At 53.0% G+C, this 26,551-nt stretch carries 25 protein-coding genes; 12 read left to right on the top strand and 13 right to left on the bottom strand.

The features are described 5' to 3' along the window. The first annotated feature begins 72 nt into the window (after positions 1–72). Both VF709_RS13700 and queC read left to right on the top strand, forming a co-directional pair. Entirely contained in the window at positions 73–1,773 is a 1,701-nt protein-coding gene (locus VF709_RS13700) for an SgrR family transcriptional regulator (RefSeq protein WP_149896812.1), read from the top strand. 66 nt (positions 1,774–1,839) lie between these two features. Further along, a complete protein-coding gene (queC, locus tag VF709_RS13695) occupies positions 1,840–2,535 on the top strand; it encodes a 7-cyano-7-deazaguanine synthase QueC (RefSeq protein WP_013095864.1) in 696 nt (231 codons plus the stop codon). Positions 2,536–2,537: 2 nt separating this feature from the next. Here the strand turns inward: queC and VF709_RS13690 are convergent, their stop codons facing one another. The 11 genes from VF709_RS13690 to bolA form a co-directional block, all read right to left on the bottom strand. Then, on the bottom strand, positions 2,538–2,867 hold the full coding sequence (locus VF709_RS13690) for an addiction module antidote protein (protein ID WP_013095863.1): 330 nt from the start codon (positions 2,865–2,867) through the stop codon (positions 2,538–2,540). Beyond that, positions 2,854–3,207, bottom strand: a complete 354-nt coding sequence (locus tag VF709_RS13685; RefSeq protein WP_020686128.1) for a type II toxin-antitoxin system RelE/ParE family toxin — start codon at positions 3,205–3,207, stop codon at positions 2,854–2,856. The genes VF709_RS13690 and VF709_RS13685 overlap by 14 nt, the downstream gene beginning before the upstream one ends. A gap of 47 nt (positions 3,208–3,254) precedes the next feature. After that, on the bottom strand, positions 3,255–3,653 hold the full coding sequence (locus VF709_RS13680; RefSeq protein WP_014830880.1) for a YbgC/FadM family acyl-CoA thioesterase: 399 nt from the start codon (positions 3,651–3,653) through the stop codon (positions 3,255–3,257). 99 nt (positions 3,654–3,752) lie between these two features. Further along, positions 3,753–4,133, bottom strand: a complete 381-nt coding sequence (locus VF709_RS13675; RefSeq protein WP_028028047.1) for a helix-hairpin-helix domain-containing protein — start codon at positions 4,131–4,133, stop codon at positions 3,753–3,755. A gap of 148 nt (positions 4,134–4,281) precedes the next feature. Beyond that, a complete protein-coding gene (gene ppiD, locus VF709_RS13670; protein WP_038418799.1) occupies positions 4,282–6,153 on the bottom strand; it encodes a peptidylprolyl isomerase in 1,872 nt (623 codons plus the stop codon). Positions 6,154–6,365: 212 nt separating this feature from the next. Further along, positions 6,366–6,638: a nucleoid-associated protein HU-beta gene (gene hupB, locus VF709_RS13665; protein WP_002444653.1), complete on the bottom strand. Its 273-nt coding sequence runs from the start codon at positions 6,636–6,638 to the stop codon at positions 6,366–6,368. 210 nt (positions 6,639–6,848) lie between these two features. Continuing rightward, positions 6,849–9,203, bottom strand: a complete 2,355-nt coding sequence (gene lon, locus VF709_RS13660; RefSeq protein ID WP_013095859.1) for an endopeptidase La — start codon at positions 9,201–9,203, stop codon at positions 6,849–6,851. Positions 9,204–9,387: 184 nt separating this feature from the next. Beyond that, positions 9,388–10,662, bottom strand: a complete 1,275-nt coding sequence (clpX, locus tag VF709_RS13655) for an ATP-dependent protease ATP-binding subunit ClpX (RefSeq protein WP_013095858.1) — start codon at positions 10,660–10,662, stop codon at positions 9,388–9,390. Positions 10,663–10,789: 127 nt separating this feature from the next. Beyond that, positions 10,790–11,413, bottom strand: coding sequence for an ATP-dependent Clp endopeptidase proteolytic subunit ClpP (clpP, locus tag VF709_RS13650; protein WP_013095857.1), 624 nt, complete (start codon positions 11,411–11,413; stop codon positions 10,790–10,792). Positions 11,414–11,671: 258 nt separating this feature from the next. Beyond that, the gene (tig, locus tag VF709_RS13645) at positions 11,672–12,970 is read right to left on the bottom strand and encodes a trigger factor (RefSeq protein ID WP_013095856.1); all 1,299 of its coding nucleotides are present in this window, start codon (positions 12,968–12,970) and stop codon (positions 11,672–11,674) included. Between the two features lie 330 nt (positions 12,971–13,300). After that, positions 13,301–13,618, bottom strand: a complete 318-nt coding sequence (gene bolA, locus VF709_RS13640) for a transcriptional regulator BolA (RefSeq protein WP_013095855.1) — start codon at positions 13,616–13,618, stop codon at positions 13,301–13,303. Between the two features lie 305 nt (positions 13,619–13,923). Between bolA and VF709_RS13635 the strand changes: the two genes are divergently transcribed. The 8 genes from VF709_RS13635 (at position 13,924) to VF709_RS13600 (ending at position 22,798) form a co-directional block, all read left to right on the top strand. Beyond that, positions 13,924–14,502, top strand: coding sequence for a lipoprotein (locus tag VF709_RS13635; RefSeq protein WP_013095854.1), 579 nt, complete (start codon positions 13,924–13,926; stop codon positions 14,500–14,502). A 45-nt stretch (positions 14,503–14,547) separates the two neighbouring features. Then, positions 14,548–16,023 carry a muropeptide MFS transporter AmpG gene (gene ampG / locus VF709_RS13630; RefSeq protein WP_038985373.1) on the top strand — a complete coding sequence of 492 codons (1,476 nt, stop codon included), beginning with the start codon at positions 14,548–14,550 and terminating at the stop codon, positions 16,021–16,023. 479 nt (positions 16,024–16,502) lie between these two features. After that, on the top strand, positions 16,503–17,450 hold the full coding sequence (gene cyoA / locus VF709_RS13625; protein WP_013095851.1) for a cytochrome o ubiquinol oxidase subunit II: 948 nt from the start codon (positions 16,503–16,505) through the stop codon (positions 17,448–17,450). 16 nt (positions 17,451–17,466) lie between these two features. Further along, positions 17,467–19,458: a cytochrome o ubiquinol oxidase subunit I gene (cyoB, locus tag VF709_RS13620; protein WP_013095850.1), complete on the top strand. Its 1,992-nt coding sequence runs from the start codon at positions 17,467–17,469 to the stop codon at positions 19,456–19,458. Next, positions 19,448–20,062, top strand: a complete 615-nt coding sequence (locus VF709_RS13615; protein WP_003859057.1) for a cytochrome o ubiquinol oxidase subunit III — start codon at positions 19,448–19,450, stop codon at positions 20,060–20,062. Before cyoB ends, VF709_RS13615 begins: the two co-directional genes overlap by 11 nt. Next, positions 20,062–20,388 carry a cytochrome o ubiquinol oxidase subunit IV gene (locus tag VF709_RS13610; protein WP_006176899.1) on the top strand — a complete coding sequence of 109 codons (327 nt, stop codon included), beginning with the start codon at positions 20,062–20,064 and terminating at the stop codon, positions 20,386–20,388. The genes VF709_RS13615 and VF709_RS13610 overlap by 1 nt, the downstream gene beginning before the upstream one ends. Before the next feature lie 11 nt (positions 20,389–20,399). Further along, positions 20,400–21,287: a heme o synthase gene (gene cyoE / locus VF709_RS13605; RefSeq protein ID WP_013095848.1), complete on the top strand. Its 888-nt coding sequence runs from the start codon at positions 20,400–20,402 to the stop codon at positions 21,285–21,287. 149 nt (positions 21,288–21,436) lie between these two features. Beyond that, positions 21,437–22,798 carry an MFS transporter gene (locus tag VF709_RS13600; RefSeq protein WP_097534047.1) on the top strand — a complete coding sequence of 454 codons (1,362 nt, stop codon included), beginning with the start codon at positions 21,437–21,439 and terminating at the stop codon, positions 22,796–22,798. Between the two features lie 32 nt (positions 22,799–22,830). Here VF709_RS13600 and VF709_RS13595 read toward each other — a convergent pair whose 3' ends face one another. Beyond that, positions 22,831–23,322, bottom strand: coding sequence for a YajQ family cyclic di-GMP-binding protein (locus VF709_RS13595; protein ID WP_008503327.1), 492 nt, complete (start codon positions 23,320–23,322; stop codon positions 22,831–22,833). Between the two features lie 128 nt (positions 23,323–23,450). Here VF709_RS13595 and panE point away from each other — a divergent pair, with 128 nt between their 5' ends. Beyond that, on the top strand, positions 23,451–24,362 hold the full coding sequence (panE, locus tag VF709_RS13590; RefSeq protein ID WP_095427863.1) for a 2-dehydropantoate 2-reductase: 912 nt from the start codon (positions 23,451–23,453) through the stop codon (positions 24,360–24,362). Continuing rightward, entirely contained in the window at positions 24,325–24,918 is a 594-nt protein-coding gene (gene yajL / locus VF709_RS13585; RefSeq protein ID WP_023622463.1) for a protein deglycase YajL, read from the top strand. The genes panE and yajL overlap by 38 nt, the downstream gene beginning before the upstream one ends. A 134-nt stretch (positions 24,919–25,052) precedes the next feature. On the opposite strand, the gene thiI is transcribed toward yajL, so the two are convergent. Beyond that, positions 25,053–26,501, bottom strand: coding sequence for a tRNA uracil 4-sulfurtransferase ThiI (thiI, locus tag VF709_RS13580; protein ID WP_187170829.1), 1,449 nt, complete (start codon positions 26,499–26,501; stop codon positions 25,053–25,055). Positions 26,502–26,551 lie beyond the last annotated feature (50 nt).

The following is a 26,551-nucleotide window of genomic DNA, read 5'->3' as shown; positions in this document are numbered from 1 at the left end:
TTGTGCATCAGTATTGCGTGAGATATACGGAAGTAATAGTGAATAGATGAGAATTATTGTTCCGGGTTTATTATGCGCCAGCTCAACCGCCTCAAACAGTATCAACGCCTGTGGCAGCCCTCCGAAGGGGCACCGCAGCAGGTCACCATTGCGGAGCTCGCCAGCCGCTGTTTTTGCAGCGAGCGGCATGTGCGCACCCTGCTGCGTCAGGCGCAGGAGGCTGGCTGGCTGAACTGGCATGCACAGTCTGGTCGCGGCAAGCGCGGCGAGCTCAGGTTTTATGTCAGCCCGGAATCACTGCGCAATACGATGATGGAAGAAGCGCTGAAGCATGGGCAGCAGCATCACGCCCTGGAGCTGGCCCAGCTTGCGCCGGAAGAGTTGCGGGAGTTGCTGCATCCCTTTTTGGGCGGACAGTGGCAAAACGATACGCCGACGCTGCGCATTCCCTATTACCGCTCGCTGGATGCGCTGCAGCCTGGCTTTTTACCCGGTCGGGCGGAGCAGCACCTGGCAGGCCAGATTTTCTCCGGGCTGACGCGCTTTAACGGCAACAGCAGCGAACCAACAGGCGATCTTGCCCATCACTGGGAAGTCACGGATGGCGGCCTGCGCTGGCATTTTTATATCCGCTCGACCCTGCACTGGCATAATGGCGACAAAATCGAGACAGCGCAGTTGCAGCGGAGCCTGAAGGCCCTGCTTATGCTGCCAGCCCTGCGCAAACTGTTCCAGAGCGTATTAGATATCGAGGTCACTCACCCGCAGTGCCTGACGTTTACCCTGCATCAACCGGACTACTGGTTGCCCCATCGTCTGGCGACCTACTGTAGCCGTCTGGCCCACCCTGACCAGCCCATGACGGGCAGCGGCCCTTTCAGGCTGAGCGTGTTTGATTCCGAGCTGGTGCGTCTGGAAAGCCACGAGCAGTACCATCTTAGCCACCCGCTGATCAAGGCGATTGAATACTGGATCACGCCGACGCTATTTGATTACGGACTGGGGACCAGCTGTCGTCATCCGGTCCAGATTGCCATTGGCGAGCCTGATGAACTGGAGAGCCTGCGGCTGGTAAGTAACAGCACCAGCCTGGGCTTCTGTTATCTCACCCTGAAACAGAGCGACCGGATGAGTCAACTGCAGGCTCGACGGCTAATCAATATCATCCATCTCTCAACGCTGCTGCATACGCTCCCGCTGAACGAAGGGTTGATTACACCAACAGAAGAGCTGCTTCCAGGCCTGCCTATTCCCCGGTGGCCGGACTTAACGCACGTTCCTTTACCGGCAGCGTTAACCCTCGTTTACCATTTGCCCGTAGAGTTACACACCATGGCAAACCAGCTAAAACAGTATCTTGCGCAGCAGGGCTGCGAACTGACCGTTATCTTTCACGATGCTAAGACGTGGGACGGGTGTCCGCAGCTTGCCGATGCGGACATGATGATGGGGGACAGGCTGATTGGCGAAGCGCCGGAGTATACACTTGAACAGTGGCTTCGGTGCGATACCCTCTGGCCGCATCTGCTAAGCGCGCCGCAAGTTGCGCATCTGCAGGCAACGCTGGATGCTGTACAGACTCAGGCCGATGAGCAGGCAAGACACGCTGGCCTGAGGGCCATCTTTACCCGGCTGATGGATAATGCGGTGCTGACGCCGCTGTTTAACTACCAGTATCAAATCAGCGCACCACCGGGGGTAAACGGAATACGACTGAATACCCGTGGCTGGTTTGATTTCACTGAAGCCTGGCTTCCAGCCCCCCGGTCGTGAAGAAGCTGGTCGTCGCCGAAGTCAGACGGTAACATAATGTTTTTACCGTAACTGTCGAGATGATTTATGAAACGTGCCGTCGTCGTGTTCAGCGGAGGACAAGATTCCACTACCTGCCTGGTTCAGGCGCTTCACCAGTACGATGAAGTGCATTGTGTCACTTTCGATTATGGCCAGCGCCATCGCGCTGAAATCGACGTTGCCCGCGAACTGGCGCTGAAACTGGGCGCACGCGCGCATAAGGTGCTGGACGTCACGCTGTTAAACGAACTGGCCGTCAGCAGCCTCACCCGCGACAGTATTCCTGTTCCTGATTACAAACCTGACGCCAGCGGTATTCCCAATACCTTTGTGCCGGGCCGTAATATTCTTTTTCTGACCCTGACGGCCATCTACGCCTACCAGGTGCAAGCCGAAGCGGTGATCACCGGCGTTTGCGAAACCGACTTCTCCGGTTACCCGGACTGCCGCGACGAGTTTGTAAAAGCGCTTAATCATGCGGTAAATCTGGGGATGGCCAAGGAGACGCGCTTTGAAACGCCGCTAATGTGGCTTGATAAAGCGGAAACCTGGGCACTGGCGGACTACTGGGGCAAGTTGGATCTGGTTCGCAGCGAAACCCTGACCTGCTACAACGGCATTAAGGGCGACGGATGCGGCCAGTGCGCCGCCTGTAACCTGCGTGCCAATGGCTTGAATCACTACCTGGCAGATAAAGCCGGTGTGATGGCCGCAATGCAGAAAAAAACCGGGCTGAAATAGGGTTATTTGACCGTGCTGTCGAACAGTTTTACACCGGCAGCACGCGTGACTTTCATTAGCGTCGTCAGTGTTGGATTGCCATTATCAGACAAGGTTCGGTATAGCTGCTGGCGGGAAAGACCTGCTTTGGCAGCAATTTCACCTATGCCGCCGCGGGATTCGATGACCTGGCGGAGTGCAATGAGATAAGCAGGGATCCCCTGATCCTCATAAATTTCTTCCAGTGCTATTTGCAGGTAAAGTTGAGCATAGGAAGGGTTTTCACGAAGCATTTTTACAACCGCATCGTGATGGTTAACAGAACTTGAATAGTGTCGTTTAGAAGTGCTCATCTGTTTTTCCTTTAGATAGATGATCTTTCAAGAAATCTACCGCCTGTTTAACATCTTGTTTTTGACTCTTCTTGTCACCACCGATGAGTAACAACAAGACCCTCTGATGCTCTACGGCAAAATAGATCCTGTAACCGGGACCACTATCAATTCGCATCTCCCAAACACCTTCTCTAAGGTATTTGTAATCACCAAAATTATGCTTTATTGCACGGTTAATACGCATAAGGATCCGTAAAACAGTCTCCGGATCCTTTCTACGCATCCTGGTTATCCACTCCTCAAACGGCACTTTGCCATCACGGGTCCGATAACGCTCAACAACATAGTCCCTGTCCATTATTCTATCCCTGGAAAAACACTTTGTCTTTTATAAAAGACAAAAAATCACACGATCATCAGCTCCAGCTTTTCCCGCAACTCCCCTTCCAGCGGCAGTGCTTTCTGCGTTTTCAGATCGATACAAACGAAGGTGATCAGCGCATCGGCTACCACCTGCCCTTCCGGATCCAGCGTCACGACCTGACTGAGCACGCCGCTCTTCCCGTTTAGCTGTTGCACCTGGCTGGTCACTGTAAGCACATCCCCCAGCACGGCCGGGCGACGGTAGTTGATATTGATGTTGACGACCACGAACGCGATGTTGTGCGCGGTCAGCCATTGGAAGCTTTCGCTGTTTTCCAGCCCATCCCAGCGCGCCTCTTCAAGAAATTCGAGATAGCGGGCGTTATTCACGTGCTGGTAAACATCAAGATGAAAACCGCGTACTTTGATTTTTGTCTGCATAGCGCAATAGCCTTTACTGTTGTTATAGGATAAGAGGTCAAGACTGGTATGACCTCTTTATCCTGGCAAACTTTTGCTGCTGTGCAAGTAAAACTGAGATTACAACGTCAGGTGTGAGAGGTTGCGCTCAACCAGTGAACTGCCCATCCCCGGAACCTGCCTGAGGTCGTCAACCGTTTTAAACGGGCCGTACTCTTCACGGTAGCTGACGATAGCCTGCGCTTTTTTGAGCCCTACGCCGTTCATCACGCGGGCGAGATCTTCAGCCGAGGCCGTATTGATGCTGACGCGTGTACCGTCGTCCTCTGTGCTTTTGCCAGGTTCAGCGGCTTTAGTTTGGGCAGATGCTTGTGCAGCGGGGTCAGTTTTGCTCTGTACAGACTGCGTTTTGGCTGCGGGGGACGCCGCCAGTGCGCCTGCACTCATTCCGGTAGTGGCAATAGCCAGTGTGATTAGCAGTGCTTTGATTCCACATTTCATGCTGTTATCTCCTTGTTTGTTGACAGCCATGTCACCATAGCCGTCAGCCAAAAGAGGCTCAAACATGCGTTTGCAGAAATGGAAAAGGCCGCGAAAGCGGCCTTCAGGGTTTGCAGAGCGTTACGAAAATCTGCGAGCAGATACGTAATTATTGCTGCTGAGTGATGGCATCGCCCAGCTTGATTTTGGCTTCTTTACGCAGGTTGCTCATCATCGCTTCGAAAGCAATCTGGGCATTGTTCTGGGTGATACCCTGAACCATTGCTTTCTTTTGCGCTTCTGGCATGGTGCCGGCTTTCACTTCATCCAGCGCCAGCAGAACGACGTTCCCCTGCATGTCGGTTGTTGTCCCGAAGCTCGGTTTGTCTTTCGCTGGCAGGCTCAGACCAAACACAGCCTGGCTGATTGGGTCCTGACCGGTACGGCTCAGCGTTTTCGCGTCACCGAAGCTCAGACCCGCCGCTTTCAGGGCGTCTTCTTTACCGGCTTTCAGGTCAGCCAGGATCTTCTCAGCATCCAGTTTTGCCTGCTGTTCCGCTTTGCTATGTTTAACCTGCGCCACAACCTGATCTTTCACTTCCGCCAGCGGTTTTACCGCTTCAGGCTTGTGCTCGCTCACGCGCAGAACAAACGCACGGTCACCGTCAACGGTAATGATATCGGAGTTGCTGCCCGGCGTACCGTTCTCGCCCACCAGACCACCGTTGAAGATGGCATCCGAAACCGGTTTGAAGTTCAGCTCCTCCGGCAGGTTGTCACGGCCAAACCAGCCGGTCTCAACCGCTTTCACGCCAGCGGCCTGCTCTGCACCGGCCAGAGATTCGTTGTCGTTGCTCGCCGCATCGCTCACTTTCTGCTGCAGGGCATAGTACGCATCAAGCGCTTTTTCCTGCTTCACTTTGGCGGCGATATCATCACGCACCTCAGCCAGAGGTTTGGTTTTAGCGGCTTCGATATCATCCAGACGCGCAACCAGGAAACCAACGGACGATTTAATCACACCCGACAGCTGACCCTTGTCTTTCAGACCGGCATTTTTCAGCTCATCCGGCGTAGTCGCCGCTTCCAGCCAGCCCATATCGCCGCCATTTTTGGCAGAGATGATGTCGGTGGATTTTGCTTTCGCAACGGTGGCGAAATCTGCGCCTTTGTTCAGCTCATCCAGCACCGCTTTGGCATCGGCTTCGGTTTTGGTCTGAATCACGCTGTAGCGGTTACGCTGCGGCTGAGTGAACTGATCCTGATGCTGATCGTAGTAAGACTGGATTTCTGCATCAGTCGCGGTTTCCTGCAACGCAGCAGCATCCAGCTTGATATAGCTCACGCGGAACTGCTCAGGTGCAACAAAGCTGTTTTTATTCTGCTCGTACCAGGCGTTAACCTCTGCGTCGCTCACCTGCTGCTTCGCCGCGAGCGCATTCACATCGATGGTCGCCTGACGCACAACACGCTGCTGTGCCACCAGGGCTGCCAGTTCGTCAGTTTCACCTTTGAGCATGAAATCAGTACCAACCACCGCATTGATGAGCTGTTGCGTCGTCAGCTGGTTACGCAGCGCCTGCGCGTATTGATCGGCCGTCATGCCCATCTGATTCACAATGCTGTTATAGCGAGCGTTGTCGAACTTGCCGTTAGACTGGAAAGCCTGAGTCGAGAAGATGGCTTTTTTAACCTGCTCATCGCTGATACCCAGACCCAGTTTTTTGGCATATTGATCGAGGAGCGCTTCGTCAATCAGGCGGTTCAGCGTCTGCTGGCGCAGGGTTTTCATGTATCCTTCGTTCGCAGCCAGCTCAGAGAATTGGTCGCCCAGCTGTTGCTGCATACGGTTACGTTCACCGGCAAACGCGTTCTCGAACTGACCGCGGCTGATTTCCTGGCCGTTCACTTTTGCGGCATAGTTTGCGCCACCGCCGATAAGGTAACTGCTCACGCCGGTCAATATGAACGACACGATAATGATACCGAAAATAATCTTGAGCACGAGACTGTTAGCAGCCGTGCGTAAGCTGTCCATCATGGTGTAACAACACTCCGCTGTAGGTGACTGGTTACCTGACGCTAACGGAAAATCCTGACCGTCGCGCGTAAAGGCGTATTGTGACAAGAAAACGGGGCGATTGTCAGCCCACAACTCGCATAAACTCGCACAAATCAGGTCTGGACAAATAAAAAAGGCACATCAAATGATGCGCCCTTGTACTTTTCGGCTTCCCTGAAACGGGAAAGCAATCAGTTTACTGCGTCTTTCAGCGCTTTACCTGCACGGAAACCCGGCACTTTAGCGGCAGCAATGGTGATCTCTTTACCGGTCTGAGGGTTGCGGCCAGTACGGGCAGCACGCTCTTTAACAGCAAAAGTACCGAAGCCTACCAGTGCAACGTCGTCCCCAGCCTGCAGAGATTCAGTAACAGAAGCAATTAATGCATCTAACGCACGTCCAGCTGCAGCTTTAGAAATATCAGCACCAGCAGCAATTTTGTCAATCAGTTGAGATTTATTCACTGTTCTCTTCCTCTCTTTATAATTTATATCGCGCCTGAATCCTTCACAACGCGACCGCGCAGCAGTTATATCAGGCCTGCCATGACCTTACAACACCCGTTGTTGATGGCTGACCTAATCAGCAATCTAAATTAGCTATACAAAAAAAGGCTGGCAAGTGCGAAATGACTTACCAGCCTTGTTTTTATTGACGCTCTTTGCGCGAGGTCACTATTTTGCAGTCACAACCTGCATTCCGGAGGGTTCATTCTGCAATGCGAGAGTAAGAACCTCCTCAATTCGCTTAACAGGATGAATCTGCAGATCGGCAATCACGTTGTCAGGAATCTCTTCCAGATCGCGTTTATTTTCGTAAGGAATCAATACGGTTTTGATCCCACCACGATGTGCCGCCAGCAGTTTTTCTTTTAACCCACCAATTGGCAGAACCTGACCACGCAGGGTAATTTCACCGGTCATTGCGACATCAGCGCGCACCGGGTTACCTGTGAGACAGGAGACCAGCGCGGTACACATCGCGATACCGGCGCTTGGGCCATCTTTCGGCGTTGCCCCTTCCGGGACGTGAACGTGAATGTCGCGTTTTTCGTAGAAATCCGGGTTGATCCCCAGTTTCTCCGCACGTGCGCGAACCACGGTCAAGGCCGCCTGGATGGACTCCTGCATGACTTCACCCAAAGAACCGGTGTAGGTCAGCTTACCTTTACCTGGCACACAGGCGGTTTCGATGGTCAGCAGATCGCCGCCCACTTCCGTCCATGCCAGACCGGTGACCTGACCCACGCGGTTTTCGTTGTCCGCACGACCATAGTCGAAACGCTGAACGCCCAGATAGGCATGCAGATTGTCGCCGTTAATGGTGATGTGCTTCAGGCTCTTATCCAGCAGCAGCTGTTTCACCGCTTTACGGCACAGTTTCGAGATTTCACGCTCAAGGCTACGCACGCCCGCTTCGCGAGTGTAGTAGCGAATGATGCCGATAATCGCGCTGTCCTCGACGGTCAGTTCGTTGGCTTTCAGTGCGTTACGCTCAATCTGTTTCGGCAGCAGATGCTGCTTCGCAATATTCAGCTTCTCGTCTTCGGTATAACCAGACAGACGGATCACTTCCATCCGATCCAGCAGCGGAGCCGGAATGTTCATGGAGTTGGAGGTCGCCACGAACATCACATCGCTCAGATCGTAGTCCACTTCCAGGTAGTGATCGCTGAACGCCACGTTCTGTTCTGGATCAAGTACTTCCAGCAGAGCCGAGGCCGGATCGCCACGCATATCCGACGACATTTTGTCGATCTCATCGAGCAGGAACAGCGGGTTTTTAACCCCAACTTTCGCCATCTTCTGGATCAATTTACCCGGCATAGAACCGATGTAGGTACGACGGTGACCGCGGATTTCCGCTTCGTCGCGTACGCCACCCAGCGCCATACGGATATATTTACGTCCGGTCGCTTTCGCAATGGACTGGCCCAGAGAGGTTTTACCTACCCCTGGCGGTCCAACCAGACAGAGGATTGGGCCTTTCAGTTTGTTTACACGGCTTTGTACCGCGAGGTACTCAAGGATGCGGTCTTTAACACGCTCCAGGCCGTAGTGGTCGGTATCCAGGATCTCCTGCGCCTGACGCAGGTCTTTTTTGACCTTGCTGCGGGCATTCCACGGCACCTGAACCATCCACTCGATGTAGCCACGCACCACCGTCGCTTCAGCCGACATCGGAGACATCATTTTCAGCTTCTGCAGTTCAGCTTCCGCTTTCTCTTTGGCCTCTTTCGGCATTTTTGCCGCGTCGATCTTACGCTTCAGCGCTTCGTTTTCGTCCGGCGCGTCGTCCATCTCGCCGAGTTCTTTCTGAATGGCTTTCATTTGCTCATTCAGATAGTACTCACGCTGCGATTTTTCCATCTGCTTTTTCACGCGGTTGCGAATACGCTTCTCAACCTGCAGCAGATCGATTTCAGACTCCATCATCGCCATCAGATATTCCAGACGTTCGTTAACGTCGGACATCTCCAGCACGGACTGTTTGTCCGCCAGCTTCAGCGGCATATGCGCTGCGATGGTGTCCGCCAGACGTGCGGGATCGTCGATGCTGTTCAGCGACGTCAGCACTTCTGGTGGGATTTTCTTGTTCAGCTTGATATAGCCTTCAAACTGGCTAATCGCGGTGCGCACCAGCACTTCCTGCTCGCGCTCATCAAGCTGAGGCGAATCAAGGTACTCTGCCTTGGCAGAGAAATGTTCGCCATTGTCAGACAGGGTGGTAATACGCGCACGCTGCAGGCCTTCTACCAGCACCTTAACGGTGCCGTCAGGCAGCTTCAGCATCTGCAAAATAGAGGCCACGGTCCCGACGGTGAAAAGATCGTTTACACCCGGCTCATCCGTCGAAGCTTCCTTCTGCGCAACCAACATGATTTTTTTATCATGATCCATGGCGGCTTCGAGGCAACGGATAGATTTTTCCCGCCCTACAAATAAGGGTATGACCATGTGCGGATAAACCACCACATCGCGCAACGGCAATACGGGGATTTCAATGCGTTCAGAACGCTCAGGATTCATAGAGCTCTCTCTTAGTTTAGTGTCCGCCAGGTAAACTGGTCATGTAACTGTGCTTCACACAACCATTAACATGTAATCCAGTATATGGGGATGTTTCCCACACATTCAACGCCATGAATACGGAAAAAGTAAAGGGGAGATAAAATCCCCCCTTTTTGATTAACTGCTTGTATGATTTGGTGAATTATTCGCCAGATGCCTGCTGCGCTTCCGGTTTCCCGTAAATCAGCAGCGGCTTGCTTTGACCACCGATAACGGACTCGTCGATAACCACTTTTTCGACATCTTCCATGGAAGGCAGGTCGTACATGGTATCAAGCAGCGCCGCTTCAACGATGGAACGCAGACCACGGGCACCGGTTTTACGGATCATCGCTTTCTTCGCAATCGCATCCAGCGCTTCATCACGGAATTCCAGCTCAACGCCTTCCAGGTTAAACAGCGCCTGATACTGCTTGGTCAGCGCGTTTTTCGGCTCTTTCAGGATCTGGATCAGCGCTTCTTCACTCAGTTCATTCAGCGTGGCCACAACCGGCAGACGCCCAATGAATTCTGGGATCAGACCAAACTTGATCAGATCTTCTGGTTCAACCTGAGACAGCAGTTCGCCTTCGTTCGCTTTCTCGGATTTGGCCTTCACCGTTGCGCCAAAACCAATGCCGGAGCCGGTTTCAACACGGTGGGAGATAACTTTATCCAGACCGGCGAAAGCACCGCCACAGATGAACAGGATCTTGGAGGTATCAACCTGCAGGAACTCCTGCTGCGGATGTTTACGGCCACCCTGCGGGGGCACTGCGGCAACGGTCCCTTCGATCAGCTTCAGCAATGCCTGCTGTACACCTTCCCCTGATACGTCACGGGTGATAGACGGGTTGTCTGATTTACGGGAGATCTTGTCGATCTCATCGATATAGACGATACCGCGCTGGGCTTTTTGTACGTCGTAATCGCACTTCTGCAGCAGTTTCTGGATGATGTTTTCCACATCTTCACCCACGTAACCGGCTTCGGTCAGGGTGGTGGCATCCGCCATGGTGAACGGCACATCCAGCAGGCGTGCGAGCGTTTCAGCCAACAGCGTTTTACCGGAACCGGTTGGGCCGATCAGCAGAATGTTACTTTTACCCAGCTCTACGCCATTGCTGGTATCACCGTTACGCAGGCGTTTGTAGTGGTTATATACCGCTACCGCCAGCACTTTCTTAGCCTGCTCCTGACCGATGACATAGTCGTCCAGATGATGACGAATTTCATGCGGTGTCGGCAGCGCGCTACGCTCGCGGTGAGGCGCTACTTCTTTAATCTCTTCGCGAATGATGTCATTACATAAATCAACACATTCGTCGCAGATATACACGGACGGCCCGGCAATCAGTTTACGCACTTCATGCTGGCTTTTGCCGCAAAAAGAGCAGTACAGCAGTTTGCCCGAACCATCTTTGCGTTTATCTGTCATGAGTCCAAACCTCTTTTTAAGTTCTTTGTGCCGCACATGACGACGCAAATGCCATTTTCAGACGCAAGCTGCTCTCAAGCAGAGTGCCGCTTTACCTTAGTATAGCGGCACACTCGAGTCGCGGGCATCAATTACGATGGGTCAAAATGGAGTCGACTAAGCCGTACTCAACTGCCTCTGAAGCAGAGAGGAAGCGATCGCGCTCGGTATCGCGCTCGATCTGCTCAAGAGATTGACCCGTATGCTGCGCCATAAGTTCATTCATGCGCGCTTTTACTTTCAGAATTTCGCGGGCGTGGATTTCGATATCCGTCGCCTGCCCCTGGTAACCACCCAGCGGCTGGTGAATCATCACGCGGGAATTCGGCAGGCAGAAACGTTTGCCTTTTGCCCCTGCGGTTAACAGGAAGGCCCCCATAGATGCTGCCTGACCCATACAGATAGTGCTCACATCAGGCTTGATGAATTGCATGGTGTCATAAATGGACATACCTGCCGTAATCACGCCGCCTGGGGAGTTAATGTACAGGTAAATGTCTTTTTCCGGGTTTTCCGCTTCCAGAAACAGCATCTGCGCCACGATCAGGTTCGCCATGTGGTCTTCCACCTGGCCGGTCAGAAAGATAACGCGTTCCTTGAGCAGACGGGAATAGATATCAAAAGAACGCTCACCACGTGAGGTCTGTTCAATAACCATTGGCACCAGAGCCATATGGGGTGCAAAGTTATCTCGTTCGCCACTGTATGACATTTCCGTCTCCTGGATCAAAATTGAAAACACCTGCTGTACTGATTGTAACCTTACGGACGGATTATCAGCCAGTCTCATTCATCTGATTACACACTTATGGGGTTTACATTGCCCTATTTCAAGCATAACAACCTTTTGTTGTTACGCTAACACCGAAAGGGCGTTTTAGCACCCTTCCTGGGCTATTGGTGCGATAAAAAAAACCCGTTGCCGGAAGGCAACGGGTTTTTGTTCAAACTTTAAACCTTCGGGGCGAAATTACGCCTGCTGGTTCATCAGTTCGTTGAAAGAGGTCGCTTTTTCGGTCACTTTCGCTTTCGCCAGTACCGCTTCAACAGCCTGCTCTTCCAGGGCAACATTACGCATGTTGTCCATCAGCTCTTTGTTCTTACCGTAGAACTCGATAACTTCTGATGGATCTTCGTATGCAGAAGCCATCTCTTCGATCAGGCCTTTCACACGCTCTTCGTCAGCTTTCAGCTCGTGAGTACGAATCACTTCGCCCAGCAGCAGACCAACAACAACGCGGCGTTTTGCCTGCTCTTCGAACAGCTCGCGTGGCAGTTCCATCGCTTGCTGCTGGTTGCCACCGAAACGCTGTGCAGCCTGACGACGCAGTACGTCGATTTCGCTGTCGATCAGCGCAGCTGGAACGTCGATTTCGTTCGCCTTCACCAGGCCTTCAATAGCCTGAGATTTCACACGGTTACGCACAGCGCCGTTCAGCTCGCGTTCCATGTTTTTACGTACTTCAGTACGCAGACCGGCAACAGAACCATCTTCCACGCCGAAACGCTTGATGAATTCTTCAGTCAGTTCTGGCAGTTCGCGCTCTTCCACTTTCTTCAGGTTGATGACGAACTTCGCTGCTTTACCTTTCAGGTTTTCAGCGTGGTACTCTTCAGGGAAGGTCACGTCGATGGTGAACTCTTCGCCCGCTTTGTGGCCTTTGATACCGTCTTCGAAGCCCGGGATCATACGACCCTGACCCATTGCCAGTACGAAGTCAGTCGCTTTGCCGCCTTCGAACTCTTCGCCGTCTACAGAACCGGTGAAGTCGATGGTGACGCGGTCTTCAGCGTCAACAGCGCCTTCTTTCTCTTTCCAGTTAGCCTGCTGCTTACGCAGGGTATCCAGCATGCCGTCAACATCTTCGTCGGTCACGGAAACAATCGGTTTTTCAACTTCGATAGATTCCAGACCTTTCAGTTCTACTTCCGGATACACTTCGAACTCTACAGAGTAGGTGAAGTCTTCGCCCAGTTTGTATTCGCCTGGAACGTAGTTCGGCGCACCGGCCGGATTGATCTTTTCTTTGATGATCGCATCGATAAAGTTGCGGCTCATCAGTTCACCCAGCACATCCTGACGCACGGAAGCGCCATAACGCTGAGCAACAACATTCATTGGTACTTTGCCCTTACGGAAGCCGTCAATACGTACTTTTTTTGCTACGTTGACCAGCTCGCTTTTCACAGCAGTTTCGATGCTGTCAGCAGCGATAGTAATCGTTACACGGCGGCCAAGGCCTTGAGTGGTTTCAACTGAAACTTGCATCTTGTTACCTCAAAAAAATCACAGTGCTCGGTCAACTCTGAATCTGTCTGTTTTACCGGGATGCTCTCTTAGTGCAGATTCACATTCCCTGTCGCCAGAATCATCCCGAAGACATTCAATAAGACGCGGCATTATAGCGGCATCACTTAGGTGAGTCGAGAACGGTTGGGGCATGTTGCTGCGGCTTTTTTCACACTTTAAGGCTATTTTTAGCCTTAAAATCACACCATCCGCTCAAAACTCAGACAAAACAAAACGGCCCGAAGGCCGTTTTGAGGAAATCTGTAAGCAACATACTGGAAAAACTCCAGCGGTTGCAAATCCGATTTATCAGGCGATGGTGCCTGCACCGCGACAAGGCGGGGATGCAAAAACCGTATCCTGCAAGCCTTCCCACTCCTTAATGGTGTAGGTATGCAATGCCAGCGCATGTACGGTTGTGGAGAGTTCTTCCGTCAAGGTGCTGTAGATCAAGCGGTGTCGGTTCAGGAAGCGTTCTCCCGTGAAGCGATCGCTAACCAGAACCACTTTGAAGTGGCTTTCAGAACCTGCCGGCACGTTATGACGATAGCTTTCGTCGACGACTTCGAGGAACACAGGGTTGAACGCTGCCCTTAATTTATCTTCTATCTGCTCACGTATCATCATGAAATTACTCCTCCGACAACGCCAGGATGTCACCCATCCCTTTAAATGTTAGCCGCTTTTACCGGTTCCATTACAACAAGACAACAAATATTTAGCTTTCGTCTTATTTTCTCATTCAAACGAATGAAGTTCACTGTGAGGCTCATACGTTTTGTCACACACAGGTTGAGAAAAAGGGCGAACTGGTCAGTTTTCAGACAAGGCGATGAATTTACATGCGTTGACCACTTCCCCTGGCCGTTAGCGATGTTATGATGGCGGCAATTTTTCTCTCTTTATGCTTACGATTCGTTGAGAACCCGAAAATGTTAAAAAAACTCTTCTTTCCGTTGGTAGCCCTCTTTATGCTGGCAGGCTGCGCTACCCCGCCAACAACCATTGATGTCTCACCAAAAATCACGCTGCCCCAGCAGGATCCAAGCCTGATGGGCGTGACCGTGAGCATTAACGGTGCCGATCAACGTCAGGATCAGGCCCTGGCGAAAGTGACCCGCGACAACCAGCTGGTAACGTTGACCGCTTCCCGTGACCTGCGCTTCCTGCTGCAGGAAGTGCTGGAGAAACAGATGACCTCTCGTGGTTACATGATTGGCCCAAGCGGCGCGGTTGATCTGCAGATCATCGTTAACAACCTGTACGCTGACGTTTCCCAGGGTAACGTGCGCTACAACATCTCCACCAAAGCGGACATCGCCATCATCGCTACCGCGAAGAACGGCAACAAGATGACCAAAAACTATCGCGCCAGCTACTCCGTAGAAGGTGCTTTCCAGGCTTCTAACCAGAACATTGCTAACGCCGTAAACAGCGTGCTGACCGATACCATCGCCGATATGGCGCAGGACACCAGCATTCACGACTTTATCAAGCAAAACGCGCGTTAATCCTGCTGACTGACCCGGTATTTTACCGGGTCAGTTTTTAAGAACATGTCCAGTCATTACTTACGCATTTTCCAGCAACCCAAATCAGCCATTCTGCTGATCCTTGGCTTTGCCTCCGGTTTACCCCTCGCGCTCACTTCCGGCACATTGCAGGCCTGGATGACGGTTGAGAATATCGATCTCAAAACCATTGGCTTCTTCTCGCTCGTCGGCCAGGCGTATGTCTTTAAGTTCCTGTGGTCGCCGGTGATGGATCGCTACACCCCGCCGTTCCTGGGCCGTCGTCGTGGCTGGCTGGTGATGACGCAGGTCCTGCTGTTGCTGGCCATTGCCGCCATGGGATTCCTTGAGCCGTCGACACAGCTTCGCTGGATGGCGGCGCTTGCGGTGGTGATCGCCTTCTGTTCCGCGTCACAGGATATCGTGTTTGATGCCTGGAAAACGGACGTGTTACCCGCAGAAGAGCGTGGAGCCGGTGCAGCCATCAGCGTGCTGGGCTATCGCCTCGGCATGTTGGTATCTGGTGGGCTGGCGCTGTGGCTGGCTGACCGTTATCTGGGCTGGCAGGGCATGTACTGGCTGATGGCCGCCCTGCTGATCCCGTGCATTATTGCCACCCTCCTCGCCCCTGAACCGAGCGACGTGATCCCGGTCCCCCGTTCTCTGGAGCAGGCCGTTGCCGAACCGCTGCGTGATTTCTTTGGCCGCAACAATGCCTGGCTGATCCTGCTGCTCATCGTCCTTTATAAGCTGGGTGATGCCTTCGCGATGAGCCTGACCACCACGTTCCTGATCCGCGGCGTCGGGTTTGATGCCGGTGAAGTGGGAGTGGTTAACAAAACCCTCGGGCTCTTTGCCACTATCGTCGGCGCACTTTACGGCGGCGTGTTGATGCAGCGCCTGACCTTGTTCCGGGCGTTGCTGATCTTCGGCATTCTGCAGGGGGCGTCTAACGCGGGTTACTGGCTGCTGTCGATTACCGATAAACATATGATTAGCATGGCGGCAGCAGTGTTCTTTGAGAACCTGTGTGGCGGAATGGGTACTGCGGCGTTTGTGGCCCTGCTGATGACGCTCTGCAACAAGTCGTTTTCTGCAACGCAGTTCGCCCTGCTCTCGGCGCTTTCTGCCGTGGGCCGCGTATATGTGGGGCCGATTGCCGGTTGGTTTGTTGAAGCGCACGGTTGGCCAACGTTTTATCTCTTCTCCGTGGTTGCAGCCGTGCCAGGCATTTTATTGTTGCTGGTCTGCCGCCAGACGCTGGAATATACCCAGCGAACAGAACACTTTATGCCGCGAACGGAATATCAGCGCGCCTACCGTTTTGCGCTACGCCTGTTAATGGTGGGATGTCTGGCGCTGGGGTTATGGCTCGTGGTGCTTATCATCAATGCCACTACCCCCCTGGTGCTTCCTCTTGAAGCCCTTCTCCTTGATGTCGGCGCCCTGCTGGCGGTCGTCGGGATCCTGCTCGGTGGGCTGCTCGATTTTCTGGCTCTGCGTAAAACGCAGACAACCTGAAGATAAAAGCGAAAGGTTATTTCCCGTTGTAATCACCGGCCGAAATTATAACGGTGAAATAACCGACAAACGCTAAAAAAAATATTTGTTGTTTTGTGCGGGATAGGATTCGGAAATTATTGGAGCCATTTCTTTCAGGCTATTTTTCATTAAACGATTCAGCTTAGGAAAGATTGAATTTTCGTTTTTTAATTGTCTTTTTATTGATAATTAATTGTTAATTTTTTGTTTATTTTTAACAATGGTTATACCAATTGCCCCTTTTAGGGTATGCTTGGGGGTCCTTTCGTTATAAAGCCCATGCCATGCGGCTTCGGTCATAAAAACCGACATAATTTGCAACACTTGTGACACGTGCGGCAGAACCCGGTAACACCTTCCTGACACAGGCCTAATGATGTTTACAGTAATGTAACCTTCCCGTAAAATGCCCCCACACTTTAAACGCCACCAGACTCCCGTGGAATTGAGGTCGTTAAATGAGACTCAGGAAATACAATAAAAGTTTGGGATGGTTGTCATTATTCGCAGGCACTGTATTACTCAGTGGCTGCGATTCTGCACTACTTGACCCCAAAGGACAGATTGGACTGGAACAACGTTCACTGATACTGACGGCATTTGGCCTGATGTTGATTGTGGTTATTCCAGCCATTTTGATGGCTGTTGGTTTCGCCTGGAAGTATCGTGCGAGCAATAAAGATGCGAAGTATAGCCCTAACTGGTCACATTCCAATAAAGTGGAAGCTGTGGTCTGGACGGTTCCTATTCTAATCATCCTGTTCCTCGCTGTGCTGACCTGGAAAACCACTCACGCACTTGAGCCAAGCAAACCGCTGGTTCACGATGAAAAACCAATTACCATCGAAGTGGTCTCCATGGACTGGAAATGGTTCTTCATCTATCCAGAGCAGGGCATTGCTACCGTGAATGAAATCGCCTTCCCGGCGAACACTCCGGTTCAGTTCAAAGTGACCTCCAACTCCGTAATGAACTCCTTCTTCATCCCACGTCTGGGTAGCCAGATTTACGCGATGGCCGGTATGCAGACCAACCTGCACCTGATCGCGAATGAAGCAGGCACCTATGATGGTATCTCCGCCAGCTATAGCGGCCCGGGCTTCTCAGGTATGAAGTTCAAAGCTATTGCGACGCCGGACCGTGCCGCTTTCGACCAGTGGGTTGCAAAAGCGAAGCAGTCTCCAAACACCATGTCTGACATGGCGGCGTTCGAAAAAGTGGCTGCACCTAGCGAATACAACAAGGTGGAGTACTTCTCTAACGTGAAACCTGATTTGTTCAAAGACGTTATTGGCAAATTTATGGATCACGGCAAGAGCATGGACATGACCCAGCCTGAAGGCGAGCATAGCGCGCATGAAGGTATGGAAGGCATGGACATGAGCCACGCGGAAACCGCTCACTAAGGGGCCGAGGAAGAAAATGTTCGGAAAATTGACACTGGATGCAGTGCCCTACCATGAACCGATTATCATGGTTACGGTGGCTGCCATTATCATCGGTGGCGCGGCCTTACTGGCCTTGATCACTTACTTCGGTAAGTGGAGCTACCTGTGGAACGAGTGGCTGACTTCGGTTGACCACAAAAAACTCGGTATCATGTACTGCATCGTCGGTATCGTCATGTTAATTCGTGGCTTTGCGGATGCGATCATGATGCGTAGCCAGCAGGCACTCGCGTCTGCGGGTGAAGCCGGCTTCCTGCCACCGCACCACTACGACCAGATCTTTACCGCTCACGGCGTTATCATGATCTTCTTCGTGGCGATGCCGCTGGTTATCGGTCTGATGAACGTTGTCGTTCCGCTGCAAATTGGCGCGCGCGACGTTGCGTTCCCGTTCCTGAACAACCTGAGCTTCTGGTTTACGGTTGTCGGCGTTATCCTGGTTAACCTGTCACTGGGCGTGGGCGAATTCGCTCAGACCGGCTGGCTGGCTTACCCACCGCTGTCAGGAATTGAGTACAGCCCGGGCGTTGGCGTTGACTACTGGATTTGGGCGCTTCAGCTCTCCGGTGTCGGTACCACCCTGACCGGTATCAACTTCTTCGTGACCATCCTGAAGATGCGTGCACCTGGTATGACCATGTTCAAGATGCCGGTATTTACCTGGGCATCTCTGTGCGCCAACGTACTGATTATCGCATCCTTCCCAATTCTGACCGTCACCATCGCGCTGCTGACCCTGGACCGCTACCTGGGCACCCATTTCTTCACGAATGACATGGGTGGCAACATGATGATGTACATCAACCTGATTTGGGCCTGGGGTCACCCGGAAGTGTACATTCTGGTTCTGCCTGTCTTCGGTGTGTTCTCCGAAATCGCAGCAACCTTCTCGCGTAAACGTCTGTTTGGTTACACCTCTCTGGTGTGGGCAACCGTCTGTATTACCGTTCTGTCGTTCATCGTTTGGCTGCACCACTTCTTTACTATGGGTGCGGGCGCGAACGTAAACGCCTTCTTCGGTATTACCACCATGATTATCGCCATCCCTACCGGGGTGAAGATCTTCAACTGGCTGTTCACCATGTACCAAGGCCGTATCGTGTTCCACTCAGCGATGCTGTGGACCATCGGCTTCATCGTCACCTTCTCCGTAGGTGGGATGACCGGCGTACTGCTGGCGGTACCGGGAGCTGACTTCGTTCTGCACAACAGTCTGTTCCTGATTGCGCACTTCCATAACGTTATCATCGGTGGCGTGGTCTTCGGCTGCTTCGCTGGCGTGACTTACTGGTGGCCAAAAGCGTTCGGCTTCACGCTGAACGAGAAATGGGGTAAACGCGCGTTCTGGTTCTGGATCATTGGCTTCTTCGTAGCATTTATGCCGCTGTACGTGCTGGGCTTCATGGGTATGACCCGTCGTCTGAGCCAGCAGATCGATCCGCAGTTCCACCCAATGCTGATGGTTGCAGCGGGCGGTGCCGCGCTGATTGCCTGCGGTATCCTGTGCCAGCTGATTCAGTACTACGTGTCCATCCGTGACCGTAACCTGAACCGCGACCTGACCGGTGACCCATGGGGTGGCCGTACGCTGGAGTGGGCGACCTCTTCTCCACCTCCGTTCTATAACTTTGCCGTAGTGCCGCACATTCACGAACGTGATGCATTCTGGGAAATGAAAGAAAAAGGTGAAGCGTACAAGCAACCTGACCATTACGAAGAGATCCATATGCCGAAAAACAGCGCAGCGGGCATCGTGATTGCCGCTTTCGCAACGGTATTTGGTTTCGCAATGATCTGGCACATCTGGTGGATGGCGATTGTTGGCTTCGCTGGCATCGTAATCAGCTGGATTGTGAAGAGCTTTGACGAGGACGTGGACTACTACGTACCAGTCCGTGAAGTTGAAAAGCTGGAAAATCAGCATTTCGACGAGATTTCTAAAGCGGGGCTGAAAAATGGCAACTGATACTCTGGCGCACTCGACTGCCCACGCGCATGAACATGCGCACCACGATACAGGACCGACGAAAGTCTTCGGTTTCTGGATCTACCTGATGAGCGACTGCATTTTGTTCTGCTGTCTGTTCGCAACCTATGCCGTTCTGGTGAACGGCACAGCGGGCGGCCCGACCGGCAAGGACATTTTTGAACTGCCGTTCGTTCTGGTTGAAACCGCACTGCTGTTATTCAGCTCCATCACCTACGGCATGGCGGCTATCGCCATGTACAAAAACAACAAGAGCCAGGTTGTCTCCTGGCTGGCGTTGACCTGGTTGTTTGGTGCTGGATTCATTGGGATGGAAATCTATGAATTCCATCACCTGATTATGGAAGGCTTCGGGCCGGATCGCAGTGGCTTCCTGTCTGCGTTCTTCGCGCTGGTCGGTACCCACGGTCTGCACGTGACCTCCGGTCTGATCTGGATGGCGGTTCTGATGTTCCAGATCTCCCGTCGCGGCCTGACCAGCACTAACCGTACCCGTATCATGTGCCTGAGCCTGTTCTGGCACTTCCTGGACGTGGTGTGGATCTGTGTGTTCTCTGTTGTCTATCTGATGGGGGCGATGTAATGAGTCATTCAAACGATCATGGCGCTTCCCACGGTAGCGTAAAAACCTACATGACAGGTTTTATCCTGTCGATCATCCTGACGGTGATCCCGTTCTGGATGGTGATGAGCGGTTCTGCGTCTAAGCCGGTTATTCTGGGTGCAATCCTGGTGACCGCGGTGATTCAGATTCTGGTGCATCTGGTTTGCTTCCTGCACATGAACACCAAGTCCGATGAAGGCTGGAACATGACGGCTTTCATCTTTACCGTGATTATCATCGCTATCCTGGTAGTCGGTTCCATCTGGATTATGTGGAACCTTAACTACAACATGATGGTTCACTAAGAGCGGCGAGTATGTTTAAGCAATACCTGCAAGTAACGAAACCAGGCATCATCTTTGGCAACCTGATCTCCGTGATCGGAGGGTTCCTGCTGGCCTCCAAAGGCAGCATTGATTACACCCTCTTTATCTACACGCTGGTCGGTGTGTCACTGGTTGTTGCGTCCGGTTGTGTATTTAACAACTACATCGACATGGATATCGACAAGAAGATGGAAAGGACCAAAAATCGGGTGCTGGTGAAAGGCCTGATCGCCCCTTCCGTCTCGCTGGTGTACGCCACCTTGCTGGGTATTGCTGGCTTTATGCTCCTGTGGTTTGGTGCTAACCCGCTGGCCTGCTGGCTGGGGGTGATGGGGTTCGTGGTGTATGTGGGCGTCTATAGCCTGTATATGAAGCGTCACTCCGTCTACGGCACGCTGATTGGTTCTCTCTCCGGCGCTGCGCCGCCGGTGATTGGCTACTGCGCCGTCACGAACGAGTTCGACAGCGGTGCGCTGATCCTGCTGGCTATCTTTAGCCTGTGGCAGATGCCGCACTCCTATGCCATCGCGATTTTCCGCTTTAAGGATTATCAGGCAGCGAACATTCCGGTTCTGCCGGTCGTGAAAGGTATTTCCGTTGCCAAGAACCACATCACGCTGTACATCATCGCCTTTGCCGTGGCAACGCTGATGCTCTCGCTGGGGGGTTACGCCGGGTATAAATATCTGGCGGTGGCCGCAGCGGTAAGCGTCTGGTGGCTCGGTATGGCCCTGCGCGGTTACAAAGTGGAAGATGACAAAGTCTGGGCGCGCAAACTGTTTGTGTTCTCGATTGTTGCCATCACCTCGCTGTCCGTGATGATGTCTGTGGACTTTATGGTGCCGGATTCGCATAACCTGCTGACTTACGTCTGGTAAGCCACAACAGGTGAATAAAGGGGTGCTTCGGCACCCTTTTTTATTCACTGAATCTATCAATAACGCATGTAATATTTGTTAAATAACCCTTTATTTACCCCGCCCCTTCCCCGCACTACACTATGGCCTGCTTTTGAATTGAGGTGGCAATGAACGATTATAAAATGACACCGGGCGAGCTGCGTGCGACCTGGGGTTTAGGGACTGTTTTCTCGCTACGGATGCTTGGCATGTTTATGGTCCTGCCTGTTCTGACCACGTACGGCATGGCATTGCAGGGCGCCAGCGAAGCGCTGATTGGCCTGGCGATTGGTATTTATGGTCTGGCTCAGGCGGTATTCCAGATCCCGTTTGGTCTGCTCTCTGACCGCGTCGGCCGCAAGCCGCTCATTGTCGGTGGTTTGCTGGTTTTTGTGCTCGGTAGCATCATCGCCGCCCTCTCCCACTCCATCTGGGGAATTATTCTTGGCCGCGCCCTGCAGGGCTCCGGCGCGATTGCCGCCGCCGTGATGGCGCTGCTGTCGGATTTAACCCGTGAACAGAACCGTACCAAAGCGATGGCATTTATCGGCGTGAGCTTTGGCGTCACGTTTGCGATTGCGATGGTGCTCGGCCCCATTATTACCCACACGCTTGGCCTGCACGCCCTGTTCTGGATGATTGCCGTGCTGGCGACCATCGGTATTGCCTTAACGCTGTGGGTGGTACCGGACAGCAAAAACCACGTCCTCAACCGTGAATCCGGGATGGTCAAAGGCTGCTTTAGCAAGGTACTGGTTGAGCCGCGCCTGTTGAAGCTTAACTTCGGCATTATGTGTCTGCACATTCTGCTGATGTCGACCTTTGTCGCCCTGCCCGGTCAACTGGCTGCCGCAGGTTTCCCGGCGGCAGAACACTGGAAAATCTATCTGGTGACGATGGTGATTTCGTTCGTCTCGGTGGTACCGTTTATTATCTATGCCGAAGTGAAGCGCAAAATGAAGCGCGTTTTCATTGGCTGTGTGGCGGTATTGCTGATTGCCGAGATCGTGCTCTGGGGCGCTGGCCCCCACTTCTGGGAACTGGTTGCCGGTGTGCAGCTCTTCTTCCTGGCGTTTAACCTGATGGAAGCCCTGCTGCCGTCGCTGATCAGCAAAGAATCCCCTGCCGGTTATAAAGGCACGGCGATGGGGATTTACTCCACCAGCCAGTTCATCGGCGTGGCCATTGGCGGTGCCCTCGGCGGCTGGGTCGACGGCCTGTTTGATTCCCAAACCGTCTTCCTCGCAGGCGCACTGCTGGCGACGGTCTGGCTGCTGGTTGCCGGTACCATGAAAGAGCCGCGCTACGTCAGTAGCCTGCGGGTAGAAATTCCTGACGGCGTTGAGATCAACGATGCGCTGAAACAGCGTCTTGCATCGACAGAGGGCGTGAGTGAAGTGCTTCTCGCGGCAGAAGAGCGCAGCGCGTATGTCAAAATAGACAGTAAGGTGACAAACCGCTTTGAAGTTGAACAGGCGCTGAAAGCCTGAAAAAAAGCCCGGTTAAACCGGGCTTTTTCGTTTTAATCGCGGAAGTTTTTAAACTGGAACGGTTGTCCCAGATCGCCGCCGCGCACCAGCGCCATGACGGACTGCAGATCATCACGGGATTTTCCGGTAACACGAATTTCTTCGCCCTGGATCTGCGCCTGAACCTTCAGCTTGCTGTCTTTGATGAGCTTAACGATTTTCTTCTGAACCGCGCTCTCAATGCCCTGCTTCAGTTTGGCTTCAACAAACCAGGTTTTACCGCTGTGCACGAACTCTTCCGGTACATCCAGCGAGGTCCCTTCAATGCCGCGTTTTAACAGCTTGGCACGCAGAATATCGAGCAGCTGGTTGACCTGGAAATCAGATTCGCTCAGCACCTTAATGGTCTTATTGGCATCGTTCAGCTCAAACGAGGCTTCAACGCCACGAAAATCGAAACGTGACTCAACTTCGCGGGTTGCGTTTTCTACGCCGTTGCGAACTTCCTGGATATCAACTTCGGAAACAATATCGAAAGATGGCATCTTTTCTTCTCCCTTCATTTTTGTTGCGTTGCATAATACCCGCTACGAGGCATAACTCAACAGAAGCTTAGCTGACGGCGCTATACTTAGGCCGTAACACCTGGCGCAGTTGCAGGTGAGGAGGAACAATGAAAATTACAGTGCTCGGATGCGGAGCCCTTGGTCAACTCTGGCTGACCGCCCTATGCAAGCACGGACACGAAGTTCAGGGCTGGCTGCGCGTACCTCAGCCCTATTGCAGTGTAAACCTGATTGGTGAAGACGGAAGTATCTTTAACGAATCCCTCACCGCGAACGATCCTGATTTCCTGGCGCATAGCGACCTGCTGCTGGTGACGCTCAAAGCGTGGCAAGTTTCAGATGCGGTAAAAGCGCTGGCCGCCCAGCTTCCCCCCACGTCGCCCGTTTTATTGCTGCATAACGGCATGGGGACGATTGATGAACTGAAAAGCATTGTGCAGCCGCTGCTGATGGCCACCACCACGCACGCCGCACGCCGTGACGGCAATATCATTGTGCATGTCGCCAGCGGCGTCACGCATATTGGACCTGCCCGGGACCAGGATGGCGACTACAGTTATCTGGCAGACACCCTGCAAACGGTGCTTCCGGACGTGGCCTGGCACAACAACATTCGCCCTCAGCTGTGGCGTAAGCTGGCCGTTAACTGTGTGATCAATCCGCTGACGGCGCTGTGGGACTGCCCGAACGGGGAACTGAAGCACCATCCGCAGGAGGTTGCCCCCCTCTGTGCCGAGGTCGCCTCGGTGATCGAGCGTGAAGGCTTACACACATCGGCGGATGATTTACGCTATTATGTCGAGCAGGTTATTGATAGTACGGCAGAAAATATCTCATCCATGTTGCAGGATGTTCGGGCGCTACGCCACACGGAAATCGACTACATCACCGGCTATCTGTTAAAACGCGCCCGCGCACACGGTATCACTGTGCCGGAAAACGCCCGCCTGTATGACCTGGTAAAACGTAAGGAGAGTGAATATGAGCGCGTCGGCACTGGTTTGCCTCGCCCCTGGTAGCGAAGAGACTGAAGCGGTCACCACCATCGATATCATGGTGCGTGGCGGTATTCAGGTCACCACCGCCAGCGTCGCCAGCGATGGCAACCTGGCTATTACCTGCTCCCGAGGAGTGAAACTCCTCGCGGATGCGCCACTGGTACAGGTGGCCGACGGGGACTATGACATCATCGTGCTGCCCGGCGGCCTGAAAGGGGCGGAGTATTTTCGCGACAGCACTCTGTTAGTCGAAACCGTCAGACAGTTTCATCTGTCGGGACGTATCGTTGCTGCCATTTGTGCCGCCGCCGGTACCGTGCTGGTTCCGCATAATATCTTTCCCATCGGAAACATGACCGGTTTCCCGGGGCTGAAAGAGACCATCCCGGAAGAGCAGTGGGTGGATAAACGCGTCGTCTGGGATCCGCGCGTCAACCTGCTCACCAGCCAAGGGCCAGGTACCGCGATAGACTTTGGCTTAAAGATTATTGACCTGCTGGTCGGGCGTGAGAAAGCCTACGAAGTCGCCTCAACGCTGGTGATGGCGGCGGGGATTTATAATTACTATGAAGAGTAGTGCAAAGAAAAGCCGGGTGGCGGTAGGTAAAAGCAAAACGGCAACCTCAGGTTGCCGTTTTTAATGTTTGCGCCCTCTCCCCGTGGGAGAGGGTCGGGGTGAGGGCATCAAGCCACACACACACCCGCAAAAAACTACGGGCGATACACCTTCACATTCGCAAAGCCCTGCTCACGCAGATACAGCGCCTGCAGGCGGCTCATCACCCCACGCTCACACCACAGCAGGTATGTTTTGCTCTGGTCGAGGTCGCCAAATTTGGTGCTCAGCTTATAGAACGGCAGAGAAACCACTTCCACCCCTTCCACCTGTAGTGGCTTGTCGTCCTGCTCATCAACGGAGCGGATATCCAGAATCGCGTCGTTGGCACCGAAACCGCTCACAGTTTCAACCTCAACCACTTCCTGCTCGGTCTGCTGGGCAATCTCACGGATGTCGATGTTGGACGCTTCTTCCACCACTTTATCCAGAATGCTGAAATCAAAGTTCTCTTCTTCCGCTTCGATCTTCGCCTTCACCGCTTTGACCGTCGGGCTCTTCGAAATCACGCCGCAGTACTCTGGCATGGTACGGGCAAAATCTTCAGTGCCGATTTCGCGCGCCAGATCGATGATGTGCTCTTTGTCATGTGAGATCAGCGGACGCAGGATCAGGGTGTCAGAGACATTGTCGATGAGACGCAGGTTGGTCAGCGTCTGGCTGGAAACCTGACCCAGCGCTTCACCGGTGACCAGCGCCTGCACACCATAGCGTTCCGCTACTTTAGAGGCCGCACGCACCATCATACGCTTGAGGACCACGCCCATCTGGCCGTCATCCACTTTCTCCAGGATTTCGCCAACCACTGGCTCGAAGTTGATCGCCACAAAGCGCACGCGGTGCGAGCTGCCAAAGCGATTCCACAGATAGTGTGCCACCTGACGCACGCCGATTTCATGCGCCGCGCCGCCCAGATTAAAGAAGCAGTAATGCACACGGCAGCCGCGACGCATCAGCATGTAGCTGGAGACGCCAGAGTCGAAACCACCGGAGATCAGAGACAGGACATCTTCCTGGGTACCGATTGGGAAGCCGCCGATACCTTCGTAACGCCCTTTCACCAGCAGCAGGCGATCGTTTTCGATCTCCAGGTTCACGGTGACATCCGGGTTGGTCAGACGCACGCGCGCCGTTTCAACATGCTGGTTCAGACCGCCGCCAACGTAACGTTCCACCTCGATAGAGCTGAATTCGTGCTTGCCGCGACGCTTCACGCGCACGCAGAAGGTTTTGCCTTCGATCTGGTCGCGATACTGCACCAGCGCTTTTTCGAAGATGTCATGCAGGGAAGTGAACGGAACATCTTCCACTTCCAGAATATGGTGAATACCCGGAATACGGGTCAGCGCGTCGCGAATGTCCTGACGTTTGTTTTCATCTTTCGCGCGAACTTCAACGTGATCCCAGTGGCGCACCACGGCGAGGGTTTCGTCGTGGTGTTTTAAGACGTTACGAATGTTCCCGGTGAGAATTTTAATAAAGCGCAAACGCACAGATTGGCTTTTGATGGTGATTTCAGGGAACAATTTAATGATAAACTTCATGGCGGCAATGTTTCTTAGGCAAGCGTATTAAGGCTTGTAATGGAAAATAA

The sequence above is a fragment of the Enterobacter sp. Lyrl_3 genome (assembly GCF_051948675.1).
Classification (GTDB): domain Bacteria; phylum Pseudomonadota; class Gammaproteobacteria; order Enterobacterales; family Enterobacteriaceae; genus Enterobacter; species Enterobacter cloacae.
Note: the sequence above shows the minus strand (reverse complement) of the source record. Positions and strands in the feature narration are given on the sequence as shown.